The organism is Paenibacillus sp. JCM 9796 (assembly GCF_055379675.1).
In genome coordinates this window covers 1,775,814-1,800,003 of record NZ_AP043723.1, presented here as the reverse complement: position 1 = coordinate 1,800,003, position 24,190 = coordinate 1,775,814, and the positions used below count along the sequence as shown (strand labels likewise).

Annotated in this window: 25 protein-coding genes; 18 read left to right on the top strand and 7 right to left on the bottom strand. The window is 51.0% G+C overall.

Features of this window, described 5'->3' with window-relative positions:
* Positions 1-12 precede the first annotated feature (12 nt).
* The 13 genes from ACZ439_RS08750 to ACZ439_RS08690 all read left to right on the top strand — a co-directional run bounded on the left by ACZ439_RS08750 (position 13) and on the right by ACZ439_RS08690 (position 15,917).
* The gene (locus ACZ439_RS08750) at positions 13-1,473 is read left to right on the top strand and encodes an aldehyde dehydrogenase family protein (protein WP_464620894.1); all 1,461 of its coding nucleotides are present in this window, start codon (positions 13-15) and stop codon (positions 1,471-1,473) included.
* Between the two features lie 54 nt (positions 1,474-1,527).
* Positions 1,528-2,673 carry an acyl-CoA dehydrogenase family protein gene (locus tag ACZ439_RS08745; RefSeq protein ID WP_127607864.1) on the top strand — a complete coding sequence of 382 codons (1,146 nt, stop codon included), beginning with the start codon at positions 1,528-1,530 and terminating at the stop codon, positions 2,671-2,673.
* A gap of 32 nt (positions 2,674-2,705) precedes the next feature.
* Positions 2,706-3,341, top strand: coding sequence for a 4-carboxy-4-hydroxy-2-oxoadipate aldolase/oxaloacetate decarboxylase (locus tag ACZ439_RS08740; RefSeq protein WP_127607865.1), 636 nt, complete (start codon positions 2,706-2,708; stop codon positions 3,339-3,341).
* Between the two features lie 23 nt (positions 3,342-3,364).
* Positions 3,365-4,924 (top strand): acyl CoA:acetate/3-ketoacid CoA transferase, encoded by a 1,560-nt coding sequence (locus tag ACZ439_RS08735; RefSeq protein ID WP_054797180.1) that lies wholly within the window; start codon positions 3,365-3,367, stop codon positions 4,922-4,924.
* 42 nt (positions 4,925-4,966) lie between these two features.
* Entirely contained in the window at positions 4,967-6,706 is a 1,740-nt protein-coding gene (locus ACZ439_RS08730; RefSeq protein ID WP_054797181.1) for an FAD-binding protein, read from the top strand.
* A gap of 7 nt (positions 6,707-6,713) precedes the next feature.
* Positions 6,714-7,484 carry an enoyl-CoA hydratase/isomerase family protein gene (locus ACZ439_RS08725; RefSeq protein WP_181410136.1) on the top strand — a complete coding sequence of 257 codons (771 nt, stop codon included), beginning with the start codon at positions 6,714-6,716 and terminating at the stop codon, positions 7,482-7,484.
* Positions 7,485-7,522: 38 nt separating this feature from the next.
* A complete protein-coding gene (locus ACZ439_RS08720) occupies positions 7,523-8,281 on the top strand; it encodes an electron transfer flavoprotein subunit beta/FixA family protein (RefSeq protein ID WP_054797183.1) in 759 nt (252 codons plus the stop codon).
* Positions 8,282-8,295: 14 nt separating this feature from the next.
* Positions 8,296-9,270 carry an electron transfer flavoprotein subunit alpha/FixB family protein gene (locus tag ACZ439_RS08715; RefSeq protein WP_464620893.1) on the top strand — a complete coding sequence of 325 codons (975 nt, stop codon included), beginning with the start codon at positions 8,296-8,298 and terminating at the stop codon, positions 9,268-9,270.
* Positions 9,271-9,393: 123 nt separating this feature from the next.
* Positions 9,394-10,065, top strand: a complete 672-nt coding sequence (locus ACZ439_RS08710; RefSeq protein ID WP_127607871.1) for a GntR family transcriptional regulator — start codon at positions 9,394-9,396, stop codon at positions 10,063-10,065.
* A 15-nt stretch (positions 10,066-10,080) separates the two neighbouring features.
* Complete coding sequence (locus ACZ439_RS08705; RefSeq protein WP_127607872.1) at positions 10,081-12,198, top strand: (Fe-S)-binding protein; 2,118 nt, start codon at positions 10,081-10,083, stop codon at positions 12,196-12,198.
* A gap of 205 nt (positions 12,199-12,403) precedes the next feature.
* Positions 12,404-13,879: a sugar ABC transporter ATP-binding protein gene (locus ACZ439_RS08700; RefSeq protein ID WP_464620892.1), complete on the top strand. Its 1,476-nt coding sequence runs from the start codon at positions 12,404-12,406 to the stop codon at positions 13,877-13,879.
* Positions 13,880-13,940: 61 nt separating this feature from the next.
* Entirely contained in the window at positions 13,941-14,939 is a 999-nt protein-coding gene (locus ACZ439_RS08695; protein WP_464620891.1) for an ABC transporter permease, read from the top strand.
* Positions 14,940-15,041: 102 nt separating this feature from the next.
* Positions 15,042-15,917 carry an alpha/beta fold hydrolase gene (locus ACZ439_RS08690; RefSeq protein WP_127607875.1) on the top strand — a complete coding sequence of 292 codons (876 nt, stop codon included), beginning with the start codon at positions 15,042-15,044 and terminating at the stop codon, positions 15,915-15,917.
* 72 nt (positions 15,918-15,989) lie between these two features.
* Here the strand turns inward: ACZ439_RS08690 and ACZ439_RS08685 are convergent, their stop codons facing one another.
* Complete coding sequence (locus ACZ439_RS08685; RefSeq protein ID WP_464620890.1) at positions 15,990-16,736, bottom strand: polysaccharide deacetylase family protein; 747 nt, start codon at positions 16,734-16,736, stop codon at positions 15,990-15,992.
* 144 nt (positions 16,737-16,880) lie between these two features.
* On the opposite strand from ACZ439_RS08685, the gene ACZ439_RS08680 reads away from it, so the two are divergent.
* Both ACZ439_RS08680 and ACZ439_RS08675 read left to right on the top strand, forming a co-directional pair.
* Positions 16,881-17,684 (top strand): divergent polysaccharide deacetylase family protein, encoded by an 804-nt coding sequence (locus tag ACZ439_RS08680; RefSeq protein WP_464621121.1) that lies wholly within the window; start codon positions 16,881-16,883, stop codon positions 17,682-17,684.
* A 17-nt stretch (positions 17,685-17,701) separates the two neighbouring features.
* The gene (locus ACZ439_RS08675; protein WP_164751813.1) at positions 17,702-18,181 is read left to right on the top strand and encodes a YhcN/YlaJ family sporulation lipoprotein; all 480 of its coding nucleotides are present in this window, start codon (positions 17,702-17,704) and stop codon (positions 18,179-18,181) included.
* A 68-nt stretch (positions 18,182-18,249) separates the two neighbouring features.
* Here the strand turns inward: ACZ439_RS08675 and ACZ439_RS08670 are convergent, their stop codons facing one another.
* From ACZ439_RS08670 to ACZ439_RS08645, 6 genes are all read right to left on the bottom strand, one after another.
* Complete coding sequence (locus tag ACZ439_RS08670) at positions 18,250-18,678, bottom strand: cell wall hydrolase (RefSeq protein WP_201319307.1); 429 nt, start codon at positions 18,676-18,678, stop codon at positions 18,250-18,252.
* An 89-nt stretch (positions 18,679-18,767) separates the two neighbouring features.
* Positions 18,768-19,697 carry a polysaccharide deacetylase family protein gene (locus ACZ439_RS08665; protein WP_464620889.1) on the bottom strand — a complete coding sequence of 310 codons (930 nt, stop codon included), beginning with the start codon at positions 19,695-19,697 and terminating at the stop codon, positions 18,768-18,770.
* 214 nt (positions 19,698-19,911) lie between these two features.
* Entirely contained in the window at positions 19,912-20,238 is a 327-nt protein-coding gene (locus ACZ439_RS08660; RefSeq protein ID WP_464620888.1) for a hypothetical protein, read from the bottom strand.
* Positions 20,239-20,348: 110 nt separating this feature from the next.
* Positions 20,349-21,212: an SDR family oxidoreductase gene (locus ACZ439_RS08655; protein WP_464620887.1), complete on the bottom strand. Its 864-nt coding sequence runs from the start codon at positions 21,210-21,212 to the stop codon at positions 20,349-20,351.
* Positions 21,213-21,342: 130 nt separating this feature from the next.
* Positions 21,343-21,774, bottom strand: coding sequence for an Rrf2 family transcriptional regulator (locus ACZ439_RS08650; RefSeq protein ID WP_155614449.1), 432 nt, complete (start codon positions 21,772-21,774; stop codon positions 21,343-21,345).
* 49 nt (positions 21,775-21,823) lie between these two features.
* On the bottom strand, positions 21,824-22,222 hold the full coding sequence (locus ACZ439_RS08645; protein WP_054797195.1) for a winged helix-turn-helix transcriptional regulator: 399 nt from the start codon (positions 22,220-22,222) through the stop codon (positions 21,824-21,826).
* A gap of 130 nt (positions 22,223-22,352) precedes the next feature.
* Between ACZ439_RS08645 and ACZ439_RS08640 the strand changes: the two genes are divergently transcribed.
* The 3 genes from ACZ439_RS08640 (at position 22,353) to hxlB (ending at position 24,186) form a co-directional block, all read left to right on the top strand.
* Entirely contained in the window at positions 22,353-22,913 is a 561-nt protein-coding gene (locus ACZ439_RS08640) for a DJ-1/PfpI family protein (protein WP_054799737.1), read from the top strand.
* Between the two features lie 82 nt (positions 22,914-22,995).
* Positions 22,996-23,628, top strand: a complete 633-nt coding sequence (gene hxlA, locus ACZ439_RS08635) for a 3-hexulose-6-phosphate synthase (RefSeq protein ID WP_127607884.1) — start codon at positions 22,996-22,998, stop codon at positions 23,626-23,628.
* A 3-nt stretch (positions 23,629-23,631) separates the two neighbouring features.
* The gene (hxlB, locus tag ACZ439_RS08630) at positions 23,632-24,186 is read left to right on the top strand and encodes a 6-phospho-3-hexuloisomerase (protein WP_054797196.1); all 555 of its coding nucleotides are present in this window, start codon (positions 23,632-23,634) and stop codon (positions 24,184-24,186) included.
* Positions 24,187-24,190 lie beyond the last annotated feature (4 nt).

Below are 24,190 nucleotides of genomic sequence, written 5' to 3'. Positions count from 1 at the left end.
GGGCATGGAGAGATGGGAAATGCACAGCAAACCGCGATTCAAGTGAAAAGCTATATCGGAGGCCGGTGGGCGGCGTCCAAGGGAGAGCCGGTCCAGAGGGAAAATCCGGCCAATACGAATGAAATTGTCGCTGTTGTCAGCAGCGCTACGCAGGAAGACGCGATTCAAGCGATCGAATCGGCTCATGAAGCGTTTCAAACGTGGTCCAAAGTTCCGGCAGTGAAACGAATCGAAACGATTTATAAATTCCTCGAGCTGCTGGAGAGAAGAAGACAGGAAATCGCCGAGCTGCTCACCAGGGAGATGGGCAAGCCGATCCACGAAGCGAACGGTGAAATCACGAAAGCGATCAACGAGGTGCGGTTCTCTGCCGGCGAAGCTCTTCGATTGACCGGAGAAACGCTTCCGAGCGAGCGCCCCGGCATTCAGGTGAGAACGGTGCGCGTGCCGAAGGGGGTCATCGCCGCCATCTCTCCGTGGAATTTCCCGCTTGTCACGCCGATGCGTAAAATCGCTCCTGCACTAGCCGCCGGAAATACGGTTGTCTTTAAACCGGCAACGGTGACGGCAGCGATGGGGGCGAAAATTGTGGAATTGTTCGAAGAAGCGGGCCTTCCTGCGGGTGTGCTGAATCTGGTTGTCGGTGCGGGCCGAAGCGTAGGCCATACGCTTGTCTCGCATCCGCTCGTCAAAGGGGTGACCTTCACCGGATCTACGGCGGTCGGCTCCGGCATCTACAAACTGGCTGCGGAGCGCCTCATTGAGGTGCAGCTGGAGATGGGCGGCAAGAACGCCGGCATTATTTATGAGTACCCGGATGTGAAAGGTGCGCTTGACCAGATTTTGGCCGCCGCATTCGCCGCAAGCGGGCAGCGGTGCACATCGATCAGCCGCGTGGTCGTCCAAAGATCGATAGAAAACGAGGTCACAGGCTACTTGAAGGAAAAGCTGGGCTCCTATGTCATTGGCGACGGAATGTCCGGAAACGTCAATATGGGCCCGCTGGTCAGTCAAGACCAACTGGAAACCGTCGAGCACTATGTCCGCATCGGACTGGAGGAAGGCGCTACGCTGGCGGTTGGCGGCAAGAAGCCGACCGGAGCCGAAGGCGGTTATTATTTCGAGCCTACGGTATTCACCCAAGTAACGCCGGAGATGAGAATCGCCAAGGAAGAAATTTTTGGCCCTGTCCTCGTCGTCATCGCGGTAGACAGCTTTGAAGAAGCCGTTCAGGTTGCAAACAACAGCGAATACGGATTGGCCGTATCCTGCTTTACGCACAACATGCAGTACGCGGAGAAAGCGGCCGTGGAAATTGAAGTAGGCATGGTTCATATCAACAACGGGACGATCAGCGAGTCGCACGTTCCATTCGGCGGAGTGAAGGATTCAGCCGTAGGGTCGTACTCGATCGGCTCGACGGGCAAAGATTTTTTTACCGCACTTAAAGTCATTTATTCCAGCCCGAAATAAGGGCGGGCGTTCACGAAACGATTGGTTATTACAACGGGTTGGGAGAGTTGACCTATGAGCTATGAATTAACGGCACAGCAGCTGGAGTGGCAGTCGGTCGCGCGGGATTTTGCCGGGCGGAAGCTGACGCCGGCCAAGCATTGGCTGGAGGGCGAGGAGTTTTGGAATAACGCGAAGATGCTCTCGGAGCAAGGCTTTCTCGGCGTTACGCTGCCTGAAGAATACGGCGGCATGAATCTGGATCTGTTCAGCGCCATCCTTATGATCGAGGAGCTGTGCAGAGTGTGTCCGACGAGCGGCCGCATGGTGTATCACACAGGTCCGGGGATCGCCAACTTCATCAATCACTTGGGGACGCCGGAGCAGAAACGCCAATATTTGCCGAAAATCGTCGCAGGTCAATACTATGTCGCTCTGGGGATGAGCGAGCCGGATGCGGGGAGCGCGGCAACCGATATCCAAACAACGGCCGTGGAAGACGGCGATAACTACAGGTTGAACGGCTCGAAGATCTTTGTCAGCGAAGGGCATATTGCCGATGCCTTTGTCGTGTACGCCAGATTCGGCCATACCGGCAAGCCGTCGGATATCGGCGCGATTCTTGTGGAACGGGGAATGCCGGGCTTTTCCGTAGGCGTAGCCGAAGAAAATATGAGCGGTGAATTCCAGACGGCGCTCTATTTTGACGACGCGATCGTTCCTAAAGCGAATGTATTGGTGAAAGAGCATGCGTTTAAGGCGCTGATGGGCGTTTATAACGGGGTTCGCTTAGGCTATGCCGCGCAAACGCTCGGGATTACGCAGGCCGCTTTCGACCGCACCTGCCAATATGTGAAGGAACGCAAGCAATTCGGCAAAGAGATTTGCGATTTCCAGGGCGTGCAGTGGATGATCGCCGATATGTATTTGCAGCTGGAAGCGGCCAGGACGCTGCTCTACAAGGCAGCGGCTGACGCCCTCGACAGTAAAGCCGATAAAACGTCGGTAAGCATTGCCAAGGTCTACGTCGCGGAAGCTGCGAAAAAGATTACGGATGATTGTCTCCAGCTTCATGGCGGGTACGGTTTCTCCAAGGAATATCCGCTGGAATGGTATTACCGCTGCGTGCGTGCGGCCTCGATCGCCGGAGGAACGATACAGGTTCATAAGACCATGCTTGCTTCATCGGTACTTGGAAAAAAATTCGATCAACGAAAGTAAATTCCAGTCTGTCCGCGAGGGAGGAGAAAGACATGCCGGAACACACTACGGCAACATTAGTAGAGCAATTGGCCCGGTTTGATGCGGCCATTGTATCGGATTGCCTGGCCGGGAATGAACATGCGATGTCCGCATCGATTAAACCGCTTGACCGCAGCACCCAAATATGCGGGCCGGCGCTGACGGTCAAATGTCAGCCGCAGGATAACTTGATGCTGCATCTGGCGGTAGCTCAGGCGAAACCGGGAGACGTTCTGGTCGCTGTGACGAACCAGCATTACGAAGCCGGTTACTGGGGCGAGATTCTAACGATCGCCGCGATGAAACGCGGTATCCAGGGGCTGGTCATCGACGGCAGCGTCCGGGATATCGGGCCGATTATAGATCTGGGTTTTCCGGTCTTCACCCACTCGGTCTCCATCAAGAAAGCGGAAAAGAAAAATGCGGGTAAACTAAACGTCCCCATCGTTGCCGGAGGCATCACGGTGAATCCGGGGGACATCATCCTGGCCGATGCCAGCGGTGTGGCCGTTGTTCCTTCGCACCGGCTGGAGGAGATCGTGCAAGCGGCTCAGGAGAAGGTGGATTTTGAAAAAATGGTGATCGGGAAGTTGGAGCAGGGGCAATTAACCGTTGATTTGTTCGATCTCCGCAAATATGACTATTAGAACGACGGGAAGGAGGAAGACGCATGCCGGCACCAAGTAGGGGGACAGCGGCCCGCTCCAAAGTCATGACGGCCGAAGAGGCCGTGGCGAAAATTCCAAGCGGCTCGACGATTGCGATCGGGGGCCTCATTTCGATTCTGTGTCCGGAGACGGTCATTGCTGCCTTGGGAAATCGGTTCGAGACGAGCGGGAGTCCTGCGCATGTATCAGTTGTCACCCCCGTTCGCGTCGGTTGGGACAAAGACAACACGACGGGACTCGATCATTTTGCCAGGCCCGGGATGTTAAAGCGCTTGATTAGCGGAAGCTTCAATGTCAAGGAAAGCCCGAGAATTACGGATATGATCCGGAATAATCAAATTGAAGCGTACAGCTTCTCGATGGGAACGTTATTCCAGCTCATACGGAGCATGGCCGGCGGCAACGACGGCATGTTCACCAAGGTCGGCTTGCGGACGTATGTCGATCCCCGTATGGAGGGCGGCAAGCTGAACGAAGCGACGACGGACAATATCAATGAAGTCATCCAGGTGGGTGCAGAGGAATACCTGTATTACCGTCCGCTGCCTATCGATGTCGCGATTATCCGCGGCACGACTGCGGATGAAGATGGCAATGTCTCTCTGGAGCGCGAGCCGGTAACGTTGGCGGGACTCGAAATGGCCATGGCGGCGAAGGCAAGCGGCGGCTATGTGATCGTGCAGGCCGAGCGGCTTACCGCGAGAGGATCGATTTCTCCCCGTTCCGTAGCCATTCCGGGGATATTGGTGGATGCCGTCGTGATCGACCCGGAGCAACAGCAGAGTCTGCTGCCGTACAATCCGAGCTGGACGGGAGAAGTCAAGGCTCCGACCGATGACATGGTGCAGCCCATGGCGCTTGACATGAAGAAGGTCATTTTGCGCCGAGCTGCGGAGGAGCTGCTTCCGGGCTCGGTGATCAATCTGGGCGTGGGCATACCGGTTGCGCTGCCGCAGTTATTATTGGAACAACACAGGCTCGATCAAGTGACGTTTTCTTTGGAGCACGGAGCGGTAGGGGGGATCCCTATGGGCGAAGAAGTGTTCGGCGCGCACCGGAATCCGACGGCGTTCTTCACGTCCCCCCAAGTGTTTGATTATTACCATAACGGAGGCTTGTCGGCGACGCTGCTGGGTTTTGCCCAGATCGATGGTTCAGGCAATGTGAACGTGAGCAAGTTTAACGGAATTTTTCGCGGGTCCGGCGGATTTATCGATATCACGCACCGTACGAAGAAAATCATGTTTTGCGGGACGTTGACCAGCGGAGGCCTGGACATCGGCATTCAGGACGGCAAGCTGACCATTGTGAAGGAAGGCAGGCATAAGAAGCTGATCCGGCAGGTCGAGCATTTGACGTTTAATGCGGAGGCCGCGAGAGAAAAGGGACAGGAGCCTGTCTATATTACGGAACGAGCCGTATTCCGGTTAGGGGACAACGGTTTAGTGCTGACCGAATACGCGCCGGGCATCGATGTGGAGAAGGAGATTTTGCCTTACATCGATTTCAAAGTCGACATTGATCCGGACGTCAAGCCCATGTCCCCCCATCTTTTTGTTTAGACGCTGAAGGCTCGCAAGCAACTTGACAAAGGAGACCATACCATGTCCAAACGCAAGATCGCTAGAGAAATATACACGGATGTACTCGTTGTCGGAGGGGGCGGGGCGGCATCGCGCGCGGCGCTTTCCGCGAAAGAAGCAGGGGCCGATGTGCGGATGGCGGTCAAATCCAAGTGGTTAAAAAGCGGTTCTACGGCCACGGCTTTCTCCGAATTGCTTTCGATTGCCGCGGCTATCGGCCACGGGGATGAGCGGGACCATCCGGAAATCCATTATGCCGATACGATGGAATCGGGCGTCGGGTTTATCGATCCCGACCTCGTGTGGGGATTGGCTCATGAAGCCCCGGAACGGATCTATGACTTAATCGCTTTAGGCCTGGAGTTCGATAAACAGCCCAACGGCAAATTGGTTCAAGGCATGAGCGATTTCGCCACGTACCCCAGAACGTGCCGGGTCAATGGCGTCACCGCAAGGCATATCCTTAACATTTTGGCGAAAAGAATCCAGGAATTGGAGCTGCCTGTGGATGAGGATATGATGATTTTCGAAGTGTTGACAGACGGGAACAACCAAGTGACCGGCGCTCTGGGGTGGCACCGGGAGACGAATGAAATGGTGCTGTACCGGACACCGGCTGTCATTTTCGCCTGCGGCGGTTCCCACGGCATTTATAAATATGGGGCAGGCACGCCCGACATGACCGGCGACGGTTACGCGATGGCTTATAAACTCGGTTTGCCGCTGATCAATATGGAGTTTGTGCAGATCGGGCCGGCTGCCTTATTCCCGTCGATTACACTGCTGTCCGGACCGGTCTGGAAAACGAATCCGGTGCTGACGAACGGCAAGGGGGAACCTGTGTTTGACGGCATTCTTCCGGAGGGAGTAACCGTTGAAGAGGTCTACAAGGAAAAGGTGTTCCCGTTCTCCGTGTCTAACGTTTCCTTCTATCTGGATACCTCCATTCAACGGGAATCGGAGAACAATCCGACGCCAAGAGGCGCCGTCTGGTATCGCAAAGGGCCGGGCACCGACGAATTGATTGAAGCAAAAATGCCGAAAACGAAGCGCGTGCTGAAAAGCAAAGGCATCGAGCTGGACCGGGATCGATTCGAGATCGGACTCATTTCCCAGTGCAATAACGGCGGCGTGCAAATTCGTAACATGAATGGCGAGACGGAGGTCGCGGGACTGTATGTCGCCGGAGAAACGGCGGGCGGCCTGCGCGGACCGGACCGGCCGGGCGGCAACTCGCTTGCGGAAGGCCAAGTGTTCGGACACAGGGCGGGCGCGGCTTCCGCGCAGTATGCCCTGCGGCAGGCAGAGAAGCCGAACCCGTACCCTCAAGCCGCCGCCAAGCTGGACGGCTATCAGGACTGGCTGCGAAAGAGCGCCGATGGAACAAAGAGTATCCAGGAGGCCGCTGATTCGGTTAGGGCGCTCATGCACAGAAATTGCCTGGTCATCCGAAGTGAGAAGCGGCTGTCGGAAGCCTGGGACGTGCTGTGCAGCCTGGAGACGAAGCTGTTCAACGGCGAATTTGAGATCGATGACAGCCGCTTCGTTCAAGCCGTAGAACTCCATCATATGCTTGTTTCCGCCAAGCTGATCGTCCTTTCCGCGCTTGAAAGAAAGGAAAGCCGAAGCTGTCATTACAGGGAGGACTTCCCCGAGAAGAACGACAAGGACTGGACCAAAAGCATCCGGGTCCAGCAGAGGGACGGTCAAATGACGACGGAATTTTATGTCTGGCCTACCCGGGCCAGCAGGCAAGGGTGATGATCCTATGTTCGTTAAAACCGAAACGGTCGCTGACGGCATTACGAAGGTTACGCTGGCCAATCCGCAACTGAACCTGTTATCCAATCAGGTGAAAAAAGAACTCAAAGATACGTTTTCCCTGATCGCCCAAGATTCGAGTGTCCGTGTTGTTGTGTTTGAAACGGAGGGTCCGCATTTTTGCTGCGGCGCCGATTTGAAAGAGTTTCCCGCGCGCATCGAGACGAAAGCGGCCCGGATCGTATGGGATGAAGGTCATGCCATGCTGCAGTCGATCCTGCATACGCCGCAGCCGACCATCGCCTGCATCCAGGGAAAGACGCTCGGCGGTGGCGCCGAGCTGGCGGCGGCTTTCGATTTTCGGATTTTTGCCGATAACGTCCAGATCGGTTTTCCTGAAGTGTTTCGGGGCGTGTTTCCGGGAAATGGCGGATTGGAACGAACGATCGACATCGCGGGCGCCGGCAAGGCGATGCAGCTGATGATGACGGGCAGCGTCATCTCCGCGGCGGAAGCGAAGCGCATAGGCATGGCTTCCGAAGTCGTGCCGCCGGCCCGGTTATATTCAACTGCTCTTGAGCTGGCGGCAGAGCTCACCTCCCTGCCGGCGGCAGCCGTACAAGCGGTGAAACAAGCTGTGATTCAGTACGGTCTCTCCAAGCACGATTTCAATCGGATCGGACGCGAGCTTTTCTATCAGGTTCATGAAACCGAGGACGTTAGAGAAGGCGTGCAAGCCTTTATGGATAAGCGAAAGCCGGTGTATAAGCACCGTTAATCGCGTAAATACCACATCAAATCGGGGAGGGGATCGACTTGAAAATCTGGGTCTGCTTGAAGCAAACGTTTGATACGGAAGACAAAATAAAACTGGATCACGGGAACGTCGTGGAAGACCAGGCGAATTGGATTATGAATCCTTATGATGAATATGCGGTGGAAGAAGCGGTGAGGCTGCGCGAACGGTTCGGCGGAGAGGTGGCCGTTGTGACGATCGGTCCCGAGCGGGCAGAGTCTTCGCTGCGCCATGCGTTGGCGATGGGCGCGGATCAAGGGGTAATCATCAGCGGAGTGGAGGGCGATGAGCATGTCATCTCCCGAACGCTTGCCTGCTATTTCCGGGATAAGGACATCGATCTTCTTCTTACGGGCAATCAATCGATCGATAACGGAGCGGGACAAGTAGGCGTTCGCCTGGCCGAGGAGCTGAAGCTCCCTCACGTCACCTCGGTTATTCAATTCAACATCGAGCAGGGCCGGGCCGAATTGGAGCGGGATGTGGAGGGCGATATATATAAAATCGAAGGAAAGCTGCCGCTGCTCGTCACCTGCCAGCAGGGGCTTAACGAGCCGAGGTATCCTTCTCTGCCTAACATCATGAAGGCGAAGAAGAAACCGATTACGACGATCCAGGCCGATCAATTGCCGGGACTGGACAGAACGGCCAAGACCGTAACGGTGGACCGGTACTTGCCTCCGAAAAGGCAGGCATGCCGGTTTATCGACAATAACGATTTGCCGCATGCGGCAGGTGAGCTTGTCGACATTCTGTTTGAGAAAACATCGATTTTTTAGGGGGAGGACGTACGATGAATCGAAAAGTTCTCGTTATTACAGAAATGAAAGGCGCCGCACTTCGTCAAGTATCTTTGGAGGGGGTGTCCATCGGCAAAAAAATGGCCGGCAGCGGCACCTTGATCGCGGCGGTGTTCGGAAGCCAGGCGTCCCCGCATGTAGAAGCCTTGGGCGAGCATGGCGCCGATCAAGTCCTGCTGTTCCCGGACGCCCTGTTCGATGCGTATCATTCGGACATCTACTATCAGGCCTTCGTCCAAGCGATTCAAGAAACGAATCCGGATGTTATTATCGCGGGACATACGGCGAATATGAAGGATGTCGCGCCGAGGATTGCTTCCCGTTTCGGCTATGGCTTGGTCACGGACTGCACGCATGTGGAGTTCGAAGGCGACGAGCCGGTTTATGTACGGCCGATATATGCGGGTAAAGCTTTCGAGAAGAAACGGTTCACCTCGGACACGATGTTTGTGACCATCCGGCCGAACAACTTCAAGGCCGAACCATTACGGGAGCGGGCGACACCGGAAGTGATTCCGTGCGAGGCGGGCAGCGTAGACATGAGAACCGTGATCCGCGACATTGTGCTTAAATCGACGGGCGCGATCGATTTGGCGGAAGCCAAAATCGTCGTTTCCGGGGGACGGGGGATCAAGAGCAAGGACGGATTTCAGCCTTTGCAGGAACTGGCCGCCGTGATCGGCGGAGCGGTAGGGGCTTCCAGAGGCGCTTGCGACGAAGGGTATTGCGATTACGGCTTGCAAATCGGTCAGACGGGCAAGGTCGTGACTCCCGATCTGTATATCGCATGCGGGATTTCCGGAGCGATCCAGCACGTTGCCGGCATATCGAACGCCAAAACGATTATTGCGATTAATAAGGACCCGGAAGCTCCGATCTTCCAAATCGCGGACTACGGCGTTGTAGGCGACTTGTTCGAGATCGTGCCTTTGCTAACGGAGGAATTCAGAAAAAAGCTGGCCATTTAGGAACCGGGAGCACGGAAATGAAACCCGGGCGGTGTGTATCCTATTGAAGGAACCGGATATTGTTGTTATTATGAATCCGTATTCAGCTAGAGGACAAAAGGTTTATATAAGGAAGTGACCACTATGAAAAAAACCGTTGTATACAAATCGCTTTCCGAGCAGGTCTACGAGGCGATTAAAGACTCGATTATCAGGGCGGAGCTGAAGTCCGGGGACCGCATCGTCGAGCTGGAGCTCGCAAGAACGTACGGCGTCAGTCAAAGCACGGTGCGTGAAGCTTTAGCGCTGCTGCGCAAGGATGAGTTGGTCGTAACACACGGCAACAAAGGAACGTATGTTTCGAACTTCTCGAAGAAAGACGTGGAGGAAATGTACAGCTTCCGCGAAGTGCTCGAAACGTTTGCCATCAGCAGGGCTATCGAACGTATTACGGACGCGGATATCGCTGAACTGGAGGCCATCTATAACGAGATGGTGACCGCCGGCCAAACCGACGATATTGAAAAAATGAGAATCAGCGATGTTGCTTTTCACAGCGTTATTTATAAAATCGCCGATCATTCCTTCGTCTATCAGGTTTGGCAGGATGTGACCAATAAGATGAATCGCGTCTGGTATTTCACCAACCAGTTTTATTTCAGCGATTTGCTGGAGCTTGCCTACATGCATAAACCGATCCTCGATGCCTTTAAGAACAAAAACAAAGAAGAAGCGTGCGCTACATTCATTACCCATTTGAATTATGTGAGACATCAATTCCTGGGTCCGGCCAAACATGAAGATGATGCTCAATAAATAGGAGAGGTTATTATGGGGGCTGCCATTCCGTTTTTGGTGTTTTTAGGGGTAACGGGGCTCGCGCTTTATTTATTGATGAAGGTTCTTTACACACGTTACCTCTATATTCGTTTGGGTAAGCCTGCATCCGCTCCGTTATATTCCAAAGAACGCCTGATAAATTTTCTGGGCGAAGTTTTCGGCCAGAAGAAGCTGTTGAAGGATCGGAAAAGCGGATGGATGCATATCGTTATTTTTTATGGGTTCATCATTTTGCAGGCAGGCGCCATCGATTTGATTTATAAAGGACTAGCGGGCAAGCCGCTGCCGATCCCGGGATATTCCGCGTTCTCGTTGGTACAGGAAATTACCGTTCTCCTCATCCTGGGGGCGGCCGGCTACGCAGGATACCGAAGGTATATCGAGAAGGTTAAACGTCTTAAACAAGGGTGGAAGCCTGGTATTGTTTTGTTTTTCATCTTCTTTCTGATGCTCTCCGTTTTGTTTACGCTTTCCTTTGAACGTGTCATGCTGCAGCATGATTTCGCATGGCATGCGCCCGTCTCATCCGCTATTGCCCTCCTATTCGGAGGCTTATCCTTGCAGTCGTCCGTCAACTTGTTTTTTACGTGTTGGTGGATTCATCTATTGATCCTGTTGGCATTTGCGGTTTATGTCCCGCAGTCGAAGCATTTTCATATTATAGCGGCGCCGGTCAATTTATGGCTGAAGCGAAGCGAGCCGCCCGGAAAATTGAAAACGGTTGATTTGGAAGATGAGAATGCCGAATCGTTCGGCGTTGCGAAAATAGAAGATTTCACGCAAACGCAAATGCTGGATTTTTACGCCTGCGTGGAATGCGGGAGATGCACCAACGTTTGTCCGGCTTCCAATACCGGAAAGTCGCTGTCCCCTATGCATATGATCGTCAAGATGCGGGATCATTTAATGGAGAAGGGCCACAGCTTGACGTCCAAATCGCCGTGGGTGCCCGGCTTTGTGTTCGGCTATGAGGGAGCGCATGCTTTCGATCATGCGAATCGGCCCGGCACATTCCCGGAGCAGGACGTAACCAATATCGGACCCACCATGCAACTGCAAAAAACGGGCTGGGCCGTAACCGGTAAGAACATTGAAGACGTCCAGTTAATCGGCGATGTCATGAGCGAAGAAGAAATCTGGGAGTGCACCACTTGCCGAAATTGCGAAGACCAATGTCCCGTCGGCAACGAGCATGTCGATAAAATTATTGATTTGCGCCGGCAGCTTGTTCTTATGCAGGGCAGCATTCCTGCGGGCGGACAGCGTGCGCTTCAAAACATTGAGAGACAAGGCAATCCATGGGGATTCAGCAAGAAGGACCGTTTTCAGTGGAAAGAAGAAGCGGGGGACCTCCACGTGCCGACGGTGAAAGAGAACCCCGGGTTTGAGTATTTATTGTTTATTGGCTCGATGGGTTCCTATGATGCGAGAAACAACAAGGTGACGCGTTCTCTTGTGAAGCTGTTGAACGAAGCGGGCGTCAATTTTGCCGTGCTCGGAGAAGAGGAGAAAAATTCAGGGGATACGGCACGAAGACTGGGCAATGAATTTTTGTTCCAGGAGCTGTGCAGAGAGAACATCGAGCTGTTTAAAAAGTACAAGGTCCAACAAATCGTGACCGCCTGCCCGCACACCTTCAACACGTTGAAAAACGAATACCCGGAATTCGGCTTGGAGGCGGAAGTGTACCATCATACGGAATTGCTCGATCAGTTGGTCACAGAGAAGAAGTTAATTCCTAAACGCGAAATCAAAGAGCGGATTACGTACCATGATTCTTGTTATTTGGGGCGCTACAACGACGTTTACGACCAGCCGCGGAACATTCTGCGCTCGATACCCGGCGTCGAGCTGGTGGAGATGGAGCGGGCGAAGGAGAACGGGATGTGCTGCGGCGCCGGGGGAGGGATGATGTGGATGGAGGAGACGGCGGGCAAACGTGTGAACGTCGCCCGTGTCGAACAGGCCATCGCCGTCCATCCTACCCTGATCAGCAGCGCATGTCCCTACTGCCTTACCATGATGAGCGATGGGGCTAAACTGAAGAATGTGGACGAACAAGTCAAAACGAAGGATATCGCTGAAATTTTAGCGGAATCCGTTCTGTAAACCAGCGATATTTGATCAGGTCATCTTCGTTTAGAGGGTGGCCTTTTATTCGTTCACACGAAGCAGCCGCCATTCGGAGAACCCGCCTTCCAATCAACATGTCAGCAATAAACTATAATGATTCAGCAAGATCGGTTGTATTATTTTTCGGTATGCCTCGTTTACACTTAGACTAAAGTTTCGGTGGAACAATCGAGGTGGACGGATGTCGCTTCTTAAACTGAGAAATATTAGCAAAATGTTCTATGGCGTTCAGGTGCTCCATGAGATCAATTTGGAATTGAGAGCCGGAGAAGTCCATGCGCTTGTCGGAGAGAATGGGGCCGGTAAATCAACGCTCGTCAACATAGTCGCAGGCGTACATGAACTAACCTCTGGCGAAATCTATGTGGACAATCGGAAGGTGCACATAAAGTCGCCTTATCACGCCAAGAAGCTGGGAATTTCTATTGTGTATCAGGAACCTTGTCTGATTCCGGATATGACGATCGCCGAGAACATATTTATCGGGGCGCAGCCTTCTTTCTTAGGTATTTTCTCCAATTACATGAACATGAAAAAGAAATCCAGGGAGCTGTTGAAATCGCTCGGGAGCCATCTTCATCCGGCTGCGCTTGTCCGGTATCTTTCCCCGGCAGACCGGTATCTTGTAGCGATCGCCCAGGCAGTCGCGCATAAACCGAAAATATTGATTATGGATGAACCCGGCGATTATTTGAACGATCATGAACGCTCGCATCTGTTCCGGCTGATCAAGAGCTTAAAGGAACAAGGGATTGCGATTCTATATATCACCCACCGGCTCAAGGAAATTGCTGATCTGTGCGACCGGATCACCGTGTTGCGCGATGGCCGGCATGTGATTACATGTAAGGTGAACGGACTATTGGAGCGGGATATGGTCCGGCTCATGCTGGGTCGCGAGCTTCACACTTTATTTCCGCCCGTTAACGAAGTATTGGGTAAAGAATTGCTGCGGATTGAGCGTTTATCGAAGGAACCCTGGTTCCATCATGTAAGTTTCAAGCTGCACGAAGGTGAAATATTAGGCTTGACCGGTCTGGTAGGATCCGGACAAACGGAATTGGCCAGTACCATCTTCGGAGAAACCAAGAAAGATTTCGGCGTAATTTACTGTAAAAATATAGAGTTCGATGCAGCTAATCCTCACCAAGCGGTGAAGAAGCATTTTGGCTATGTGCACGAAAACCGGATCGAGTCAGGACTGCTGATGGACATGAGCGTCTCCAGTAATTTATCCATTTCGAGCTGGAACAGGCTTTCCCGCCGTCACTTTATGTACAAAGACGATGAGCGGGACCTGGCGATCGATAAAGTGATGGAGCTGGACATCAAAATTCATCATGTTGACCAGGAAGTAAAGTATTTAAGCGGCGGGAATCAGCAGAAGGTCATGTTGGGCAGATGGCTTGCAGCCGACAGCGAGATCTACCTGTTGGATGAACCGACACGCGGTATGGATATGGGCTCGAAGGCCGAGTTGTATGTACTGATTCATGAACTGGTCAAGAAAGGCAAGGGGGTTGTCTTAATTTCTTCGGATCTGCAGGAGCTCCTGGGTCTATGTACGCGCATCTTGGTCATGCATCATGGAAAAGTAGCGGGCGAGCTGCCCCGTCATGAAGCGACGGAAGAAAAGATTTTAAATCTGATGCAATAGTTTCATCAATACTAGCGTGAAGAGGTGTTACGATTTGCAACAGGGACAGAAACAAGGATCTATGCCAGAAATCATTTCTCCGTTTGCCATCATGCGTGTATCGAAACGAAGCCTTTTTCGTTACTTGGGAAGTCTGGGACTGCTTGCCGTGATCCTCGTTTTTTGTGCGGTTCTCACCATGCTTTCGCCCGTCTTTTTTACGGCGACGAATTGGGTCAACCTGCTTCTTCAATCGACGATTCTTGCTGTGCTTGCTATGGGATTAACCTTTGTTATGATGACGGGAGGAATCGACCTTTCGGTTGGAGCGGTATTGGCGGTTTCGTCTATGATCGGTCTTGACCTGATTGTCGACCATCAAGCTCCTGTCCTCGTGGGAGTTGCAGCTTCATTGCTGATCGGCATCCTTTTCGGCTTGGTTAACGGGATTATGGTCACCCGAGTGGGAATCCCTCCGCTTATCGTGACTTTGGCCACAATGGGAGTTGCGCGCGGGATCGTCCTTATTTATTCGGATGGAGCTAAAGTAACGAAAATTCCGGACAGCATTATTTATTGGGCCAATGGGGAAATAGAGGGGATTCCCGTACTGCTTCTCATCGTCGGGTTGTTGGCGATGATCGCCCATATCCTTCTTTCACACACGATATACGGACGATCCCTCCGTGCCAGCGGCGGGAATGAATTAGCAGCGAGACTGGCAGGAGTCCGGACCAAGGGCGTCATCACGGGCGCCTATGTGCTGTCGGGAGCGACGGCGTCCATCGCAGGCCTTCTGCTTGCAGCCCGGCTGGAATCGGCGGGTCCGAACGCCGGATTGGGCATGGAACAGACCGTCATTGCGGCTGTCGTCATTGGCGGCACCAGTTTATTTGGCGGACAAGGCCATATAGTGGGCACCCTGCTGGGCGTTCTCCTGATTTCCCTTGTTTCCAACGCGGTGAATTTGTTGAATGTACCGCCGGCATGGGATCAAGTGGTGAAAGGCTTAGTTATTCTTATCGCGGCGTTACTCGATGTGTACCGAAGGAAATATTCGCAGGACGGTTACTCCAAATAACGAAGGGGGATCGCAGGCTGCGCGCATAGCCAATAAACGGATTGGGGAAAAATACGGTTGATTCCTATTAAGTGCTAGCAGAAGAAAGGCGAAAAGAGACCCATGCCATATGCAGAAGTCAACGGAACTACGTTGTATTACCGTGTTAAGGGATCGGGGTTGCCGATCATTTTCGTTCATCCTCCCTTGCTGGAGGGCAACAACTTCGACGATCAGTTGGAACAGCTGTCCGACACTTATCAAATTATAACCGTCGATGTTCGTGGTCATGGCAGGAGCCCCTATTCCAAGCAGCCGCTGACCATTCCGTTGATAGCCGGCGATATTCGCGGGTTAATGGACGCGCTCGAGGTGAAGAAGGCTTGCATTTGCGGCTATTCGACCGGCGGCTCGGTGGCGCTTGCGGCCATGCTCGCTTATCCGGACCTGTTCCACGGGGGAATCCTTATAAGCGCTATGTCGGAGGTCAGCGATCTTATGCTGAGAAGCAGGTTCTGGGCTGCGATTTATACATCGGGCCTTCATGCCAAACGAGTTCTGACCGCAGCCATCACCTGGGGCAATGCGAGCTCACCGGAAAACTTTAAGAAGCTCTATAGTGCTGCACTAAGAGGAGACATCCGCAATCACAAGCAATATTACAAAAGCGGATTGACTTATAGCTGCACGCAGCGGCTGAAGGAGATTCCCCTGCCGACCCTGCTGCTCTACGGTAAGAAAGATTCCGGCTTTCACAAATATGCGAAAATGCTCCACCGGCAATTGCCGAACAGCACGCTGCATTTCATCCCTAAAGCGAAACACCAGCTGCCAACCAAATGGGCAGGCCCGACTAACAGGCTGATTCGACAGTGGATCGAGGCGCAGCCGTTTGCAACAACGGGTCGTCGCATCCTTCGCGACCTCCAGGAGACGCACGTTCCTATCCCTGTATTTGAGCCTGGGACGATTCAAGAAGAGCCTGATCAACAAGCATAAAAAGATACTTGCATACATCACTTTAAGGCTGTTGAGCATGCTCAACAGCCTTAAACCGTTCGCCGCGACAGGCTATTTTTCTACGGTTGTAGATTTTCGAAAGGTCAGCAGCTCGGATACCGTAACGAATCGGTAGCCGCGTTCCTTCAATTCGGGAAGCACTTGCTTCAAGGCTTCCAGCGTTTGGCTTTTTCCTTCGACATAATCGTGGAATAGAACAATGTCGCCGTTACGCGCGTTTTTCAAAACTTTGTTGACGATTTTATTTACGCCCGGCTTGTTCCAGTCCTCGGTGTCCTGATGCCATGACCACATGACGACCAGATAACCGTTTTTTTTCGAAGCATCCACTACATTTTCGCTGTAATAGCCTCCAGGAGGTCGGAACAGATGCGGTTTCTCCCCCGTTGTCGTGAAGATGGCTTGTTCGGCCTTTAGTATTTCATTTTGAATTTTTTCCCCGCCCATCCTTTTTCTGAAATAACTGTGACTGTAGGTATGGTTCGCAATTTCATGGCCTTCGACGATTTCCCTCTTTGCCAGCTCGGGGTACATTTCAACGCGCTTTCCGACTACAAAGAAGGTTGCTTTCGCCTCATATTGTTTCAGAAGGTCTAAAATTGCCGGGGTATCCGCAGGATCGGGACCATCGTCAAAGGTTAGAGCTATTATTTTTTCGTCGCTGGGTACTTCCCACACAATATCCCCCCGGGCTTCAAAATATTCCCGATTTTTGTTTTGCGGTGCGGCCTGACCATGGTTCAGCAATGTGGCGGAGAGTAAAGCAGTTGCAACCAGTGAACTGCAGATGATGCGCATCTTATTCCTCCTTCAATGTAACATCCCTATAATAACCATCTTGTTGGCATCCTATGTTCTCATTATTATCCTGTCATTGTTTTCTTTATTTATGTAGAAAATGAATGCTGACAAACTAATAGGGAAGTGGGCCAAGTGAAGCAAATGAACAAACAACTTATCATCCTGACGATTTGCGCCAGCGCCATATTTGGGCTGCCTCAAATTCTGTTCGCTGAACAGCTGCTGGAGCAAGGGGGGCTCCCAAAGGCGGTCATTGTGATCGATGATTTGGGGAATAACATGACGGGGACGGAAGAAATGCTCAATTTGCCTTATCCGATTACGGTTGCGATTATGCCGTTTCTACCGTCAACCAAGAGTGATGCGGAAGCGGCTCATCGTAAGGGACACGATGTTATTGTTCATTTGCCGATGGAGCCGTTGAAAGGGAATCGGAGCTGGCTCGGCCCAGGCGCAATTACTTGCGATTTAAGCGATGAGGAAATCCGTAAACGGGTAAATGCGGCCATCGACGATGTTCCGCACGCGATTGGAATCAATAATCATATGGGATCGAAAGCGACCGTTAACGAGCGTGTGATGAACATCGTGTTGACGGTTTGCCATGAAAGAGGACTATTCTTTCTGGACAGTCATACCAATTATCGGAGTATTGTCTCGAAAGTGGCCCGACAGATCGGTGTTCCTTGCATAGAAAACCACATTTTTTTAGATGATATAAAAAATAAAAAACATGTGATGAAGCAGCTCCGATTATTGCAGCAGCATTTAACGGAACACGAAAAGTGCGTCGCAATCGGACATGTTGGAGCAGGGGGAAAGGGGACGGCCGAAGTTATTAAACAAGTGCAGGCTCAAGCGCGTGATATCGAATTCGTAGGTATTTCCAAGCTGATCGAAGGCCAAGGCATTCAAGAAAATCCATTGCAATTCCATCCCAATTAAAAAGGAGCGAGTTTCGAATGTTCATCCAAACAGGTAAAGGTATAGCCCTGCTGGCCCTCTCATTGTCCGTGTTCGCCGCTGGCTGCACGAATAAAACAACGAATCAGGTAAGGCAGCAGGCGGCTCCGCAGCCAGCTCAAAACGCACCGTTAACGAATGCTGAAAACCGTGTCGAAATCGCTAAAAATGCGGCTGACAAGATTGTCCGATTGAATGGCGTCAAGCAAGCCAATGTGCTGGTTACCAGACGCAATGCTTATGTAGCGGCGGTCGTGGACACGCCTCAAACGGAAATCCCGCAACAGCTGGAAGAACAAATCGCCAATGAGGTTCGTTCAACCGATCCGAATATCCAGCACGTTTATGTGTCCACGAATCCCGAATTTGTAGACCGGGTTAACCGGTACGTTCAAGATATAGGGCAAGGAAGACCGGTAGCCGGTTTTGTTGAAGAATTCAGTGCGATGATCCAGCGTCTTTTTCCAACGGCCCGTTAAATTAAAAAGGTAAAATATAAAAGAAACAAATAAAAGGAGCCGGCGCGGCTCCTTTTATTTGTCCTTGTTTAATAAGTATTATAAATGTTTTCGCACTCTTCGGCGGTGGGTTCATAGAAGCAATGTCTTTTATACCGTCCTACCAAAGGCTGGTTATACCAGGTCGGAGGACAATCACCGGGAGGTCTGAAATACCACAAACTGAATTTCGCCGGCCAATGTCTCTCGCCATCGACCGATCTTTTGGCCAGACGTTTTTCCCGATCACGTGCCTTTTGGTAGAAATATCCATATAATGTCGCTTCGAAAGCGTGTGGCTGAAATACCATTTGCGGAATCGTACGAATGTCTTTAAAGTCGGAGCAATTGGCCCGGACCCGGTTAATTCCTACGTTCCCGACAAGCAGCATGCCCTTTTCGCCTTCGCCTTCCGCTTCAGCCCGAAGCAATCTGGCCAAGAGTGCAATATCCTGTTCTCTGGCTTTAACAACCGCCATGATTTCACCTCTTTATTTTGGAGATATGGGGGTAACGGTTTTTGACAATACATACTATTCAAACGCGGAATTTATGTGACGTTCACCCATCAGGGTGTCAGCAAGCCGGGTTCACGAGCTGGAATTCGCTTTGGCGACAGGACGTCGCTTACGGTCCCTATATGCAATCCTTTGTGCTGCAAAGCCTGGATCATCCCGTCAAGCGCCAGGCTGGATGAACGGGTGGGATGCATCAGAATCAATGACCCGTTCCCGGCTTTAGTCCCAATCTTATGAATGAGGGATTGCGGACTCGGATTTTGCCAGTCCACCGTATCCAAAGTCCATAACACGGTGTTCAGCTTCAAGCTTAACGCGATTTCTACGGTTTGCTTATCGAAATCACCGGAAGGGGGAGCGAACCAGCGGTTCTTAACCTGCAAGTGCGTTTGAAGCAGCTGCTCGGTTTTTGAAATTTCCAGGAGAGCCTGACTTTTGCTTAATTGGCTCATATTTTTGTGGGAATACGCGTGATTGGACAGCTCATGGCCGCGGCTTCCTATCTTTTGTGCGGTGGCCACATTTTTTTTCAGCCAGGAACCGTCAAAGAAAAAGGTCGCTTTCACTTTATGCTTGTCCAAGGTGTCGAGAATTTTGGGAATGAATTCTTCGCCCCAGGCTACATTGATCATAAAAGCGGCCATCGGTTTTTGAGGGTTGCCGCTATAGATCGGCTCCGCTCCCAAATTATCCAGATTCACACTCGGCGAGGTTTCGTTATATACATATTGAATCGGGCTGCCGGCAGGCTTGTTCTTATTGAGCTCGTAGGTTCGTTCCGTATCGACCTCAAGGCCATTATAACCCGGTATGGCGCCCCACACGCGATCGACCCTCGCGTCAACGGGAGGAATTCGCTTCTTCGGAGCTTCCTCGATAATTCGGGTCATCACGGCATCCAGACCGAGAGGCGGCGCAGAGAATCCGGTGAGAAGCAGTGCGCAAAGCGCCAGGGCATAACAACGTTTGAACTGAAACATTTCGTTCATAACTCCTTTCCTTTGTCTCCATGATTTCATTGATTTTGTTCACCGGTATCTTTTTGGGGCTTAAACTGAACAATCAAAAAGAGCAGCGGGATATAGGCGTATACAAAATAAAAACTGAAATTGTCGTATAAATCGGCAAATTGCCTGATAAGTTTGCGCTCGTCCAAGACGTTGGACAATACGAAGAACAGAATTAGAAAAACGATCAGGCTTGTGTGCTGCTTGATAGGGGAGATTCTCTCTCTCCAACGCCAGTTTGAATAATCCGAATCTTGGGATGATGTTGATGGATGGTCTGTTCCAAAAATAAAATGTTTTTAGTTTCGGTCAGATCTATTTCAGGCGGAGCATCTTTGATCTGGCAATTCAAGATAAAATCGATTTCGTTCGTAATTGAAATTTGCACAAAATCGCTGGATTTTTTAGTTTTCTCAAACAAATGCACAATATGTTGTTGAGGATTTGCTGCTTGTTTCTTATTTATTCTTGAACAGCCATGGCCGGAATAACATAATAGGTTCACCTCACCCATTAGCATCTATAGAAGGTTAAATTTCTATTCAATGAAAAGCCGAAGGGCCACTCCTTATCAGGAATGGCCCTCTTGCTATGGATGGGATTATTCGAATATTCCACTAGTTCTTATTTCTGCAAGGCTTGTTTGACCGTATCCTTCAAAGGCGTCAAGGTTCCGATCAGCTTGACCAGATCATCCGATGTTTTAGATGTCTCGCCCACGGAAACCGCATGATAAATACCCGCCATAAGTACGGCAATAGGCTCAGGCAAGCCGGCGTTCAAGAGTATATTTTTTTCTTCTTCGAAGGAAACGGACTGGTGAACGACTTTTTTACCGGTAACCTCAGAAACGATTTGAGCCAAATCGTCAAAGCTCCAGGTTTGATTGGAAACAAGATTATACGTCTTGTTCTCATGTCCTTCACCTGCAAGAACGGTCGCTGCAGCCAAGGCCAGATCGCTGCGGGTCACGGAATTAACGGTTCCGCGACCTGTATTCGTCACAATGGCTCCATGCTCTACGGATGCGCCAAGTCCCGGATTTATAAATACTTCGGTGTACAGAGAGTTGCGAAGGAACGTATAGGGAATGCCGGTGGTACGGATCGCATGCTCCGTAGCCAGATGGACCTGGGCTAGAGGGACGATCGATTCCTCCCCAAAGGCATATCCGGTATAGGCAATATGTTGAACGCCGGCATCCCGCGCCGCTTTGACGACATTCGCATGTTGCACGACGCGCAGCGTATCGTCGGAGTCAGGGCTTGAAATAAAGAGCAGCTTGGAGGCGCCGGAGAAAGCTTGTTGAAGGGATTCCGGTTTCGTGTAATCGCCATAACGAACTTCAATTCCGAGCCCGGCGAGCGAAGAAGCTTTCTCCACATTGCGGACGACGGCTGTGATTTGAGCTGCAGGAACTTTTTTGAGCAGATGTTCGATGACAAGGCCTCCGAGTTCGCCTGTAGCGCCGGTAACAAAAATGGACATGGGATTTCTTCCCTTCTTCTGATCAATTTTTCGAGAATGGCAACATTGTAACTAATTCTGTTACAACGCATGCAAAAAAAATTTAGGAGAACACAGAACCAGCTACAGACCACATGAACAAATCAGCTCATTAAAGAGCGGTTTTCTTGCTTAGTTCAGTCACCAGTTGATTCAGCGTTACTTGAGCTAGTTGACGCTCCATGGCAGACTGAGCTTCAAGCATGTTCGTTCGAAGAACGGATTCGATGTTAGCCCCAACCGGACAAGCAGGGTTAGGGTGTCCATGGAAATTAAAAAGCTCACCTTTCTCGACGACTTCAACCGCCCGATAAACGTCCAGCAGCGTTATTTCATCCAGCTCTTTGCGCAGGTAAGCTCCGCCGGCACCGGCCTTGACATGCACGAATCCGGCTTTTTTGAGGCTGCCGATAATTCTGCGGATCACGACCGGGTTCGTATTTACGCTGGCCGCTATGAAATCCGATGTACATGGCGATGGACTTATAGCTATAAGAGACAAGATGTGAACAGCGATGGAAAAGCGGCTGCTAATTTGCTTCATGTCGTTCACCTCTCGGGTGTAATCATTATAGTTACAACAAAAAATGAAGTCAAGGGGATGTATCTTCTGCAGCTGATCTTTGCGCAGAAGCCTGTCTTATATCTGATATCCTCTTTTTACCCCATTCATACATCATTTCTATAATGGGCAGCAGCGTCATGCCAAGCTCCGTCATGGAATATTCCACTCTCGGAGGCACTTCAGGAAATACCTCGCGATGGACAATGCCGTCATCGATTAATTCCTTCAGCTGGCTCGTTAACATTTTATGCGTAATTTTAGGCAATAACCTCTGAAGCTCGCTGAAGCGCTGCGCTCCCTCTCTTCCCAGATGCCAAAGGAGCACCAGCTTCCACTTTCCGCCAATAATAGCCAGCGTCAATTCTTTCTCGCAATTGAAATCCCCATTCTTGATTTTATCCAATATTTCCTCGCGCAGATCGGACATTTTATTCTCCTAACTTCTCATAAGTTACTTTTTTGTAACCAGCGCACAAAAAAGTGCATTCTTTTATAATTTCTTCACAGCGTATACAATCTAGCTTGTAAACAACTACTTGCAAGGAGAGGTGATACGAGTGTCTAAGAAGGTATTGATTTTGACAGGGGATGCTGTCGAAGCGTTAGAAGTATACTATCCCTATTACCGCTGTCTGGAAGAAGGCTTTGAAGCGGTGATCGCTTCCCCTACAGAACAGAAGGTGCTGCATACCGTCGTCCATGATTTTGAAGGATGGCAAACCTTCACGGAAAAACAAGGCTATAACATCGAGTCGCATGCTTCTTTCGAAAATATTAACCCTGAGCAATTTGATGCGTTAATCATTCCGGGGGGACGTGCGCCGGAGCATATTCGCCTTCATCCGGATTTTGCCAGACTTGCCGGCCATTTCTTCGAAAAAAATAAACCCATAATGATCCTATGCCATGCCAGTGTAGCTTTAACGGTAATTGCAGACCATATTAAGGGCCGCGAAATGACTGCTTACTATGCTTGCCGTCCGGAGGTTGAAGCGGCGGGCGCCAAATATATTGAGACTCGCTGCCACGTCGACCGTAACCTGGTCTCGGGGCATGCTTGGAACGACCTTCCACAGCTCATGAAAGAATTTGTTAAGCAAGTCCATGCAGTAAATTAAGCTGTAGATACACTATTATACCAAATAAACAAACTATTAAAAACAAACACCAAAACCATTCATGAAGAGGAGCGAATTAAACATGGAATTGCAATTAGCGTTGGATCTCGTAGACATCCCCGGAGCAAAGAAACTGGTGAAAGAAGTTGAGGCGTATGTAGATATCGTAGAAATCGGTACGCCGGTCGTCATTAACGAAGGCCTTAGAGCCGTAAAGGAAATTAAAGAGGCATTCCCTAATTTGAAAGTATTGGCTGACCTGAAAGTCATGGACGCGGCCGGATACGAAGTTATGAAAGCATCCGAAGCCGGCGCCGATATCGTCACCATTCTCGGTGTTGCCGAAGATATGACGATCAAAGGTGCCGTGGAAGAGGCTAAAAAACAAAACAAAAAAATTCTGGTCGACATGATCGGCGTTAAAGATATCGCTGGACGCGCGAAAGAACTCGATGCCTTTGGCGTAGATTACATTTGTGTCCACACCGGTTACGATCTTCAGGCAGTCGGCAAAAACTCCTTTGAGGATCTGAACACGATCAAAAGCGTCGTGAAAAATGCAAAAGTGGCAGTTGCAGGCGGCATTAAATTAGAAACGCTGCCGGAAGTCATTAAAGCAAAACCGGATCTTGTTATCGTCGGCGGCGGTATTACCGGTGCGGAAGATAAACAAGCTGTCGCAGCCGAAATGCAAAAATTGATCAAACAAGGTTAATTTATGAGTACTTCTTATTTAGCTGAAATCATAAAAGAATTAAATCGTTCGGCCGACTTCGTCGCTGATCGGGAAGTTGAAGATTTGGTTGATCGTATCCTTCAATCCAAGAAGGTGTTTGTGGCCGGCGCGGGCAGATCCGGGCTGATGGTACGGGCATTCGCCATGCGCATGATGCAAATGGGCATTGAAGCTTATGTAGTCGGCGAAACCGTAACCCCTAATTTGGAGAAGGGCGACACCTTAATCATCGGATCCGGTTCAGGAGAGACGCGAACTTTAATACCGGTAGCCGAAAAAGCCAAAAGTCTGGGGGGATCGGTCGCCGTGATTACCATTTCCCCGGAATCCACGCTTGGCAAACTATCGGATATTACGGTGAAAATGCCCGGCTCGCCGAAAGAGCAGGAGGGCAGCGCCTATCAAACCATACAGCCGATGGGGGCATTATTTGAACAATCCCTCTTACTCGTTTGCGACGCCGTCATATTGAAGATGATGGAAAAGCAAGGACTTGATTCCCGGACGATGTTTGGCCGACATGCCAATTTGGAGTAGCTGA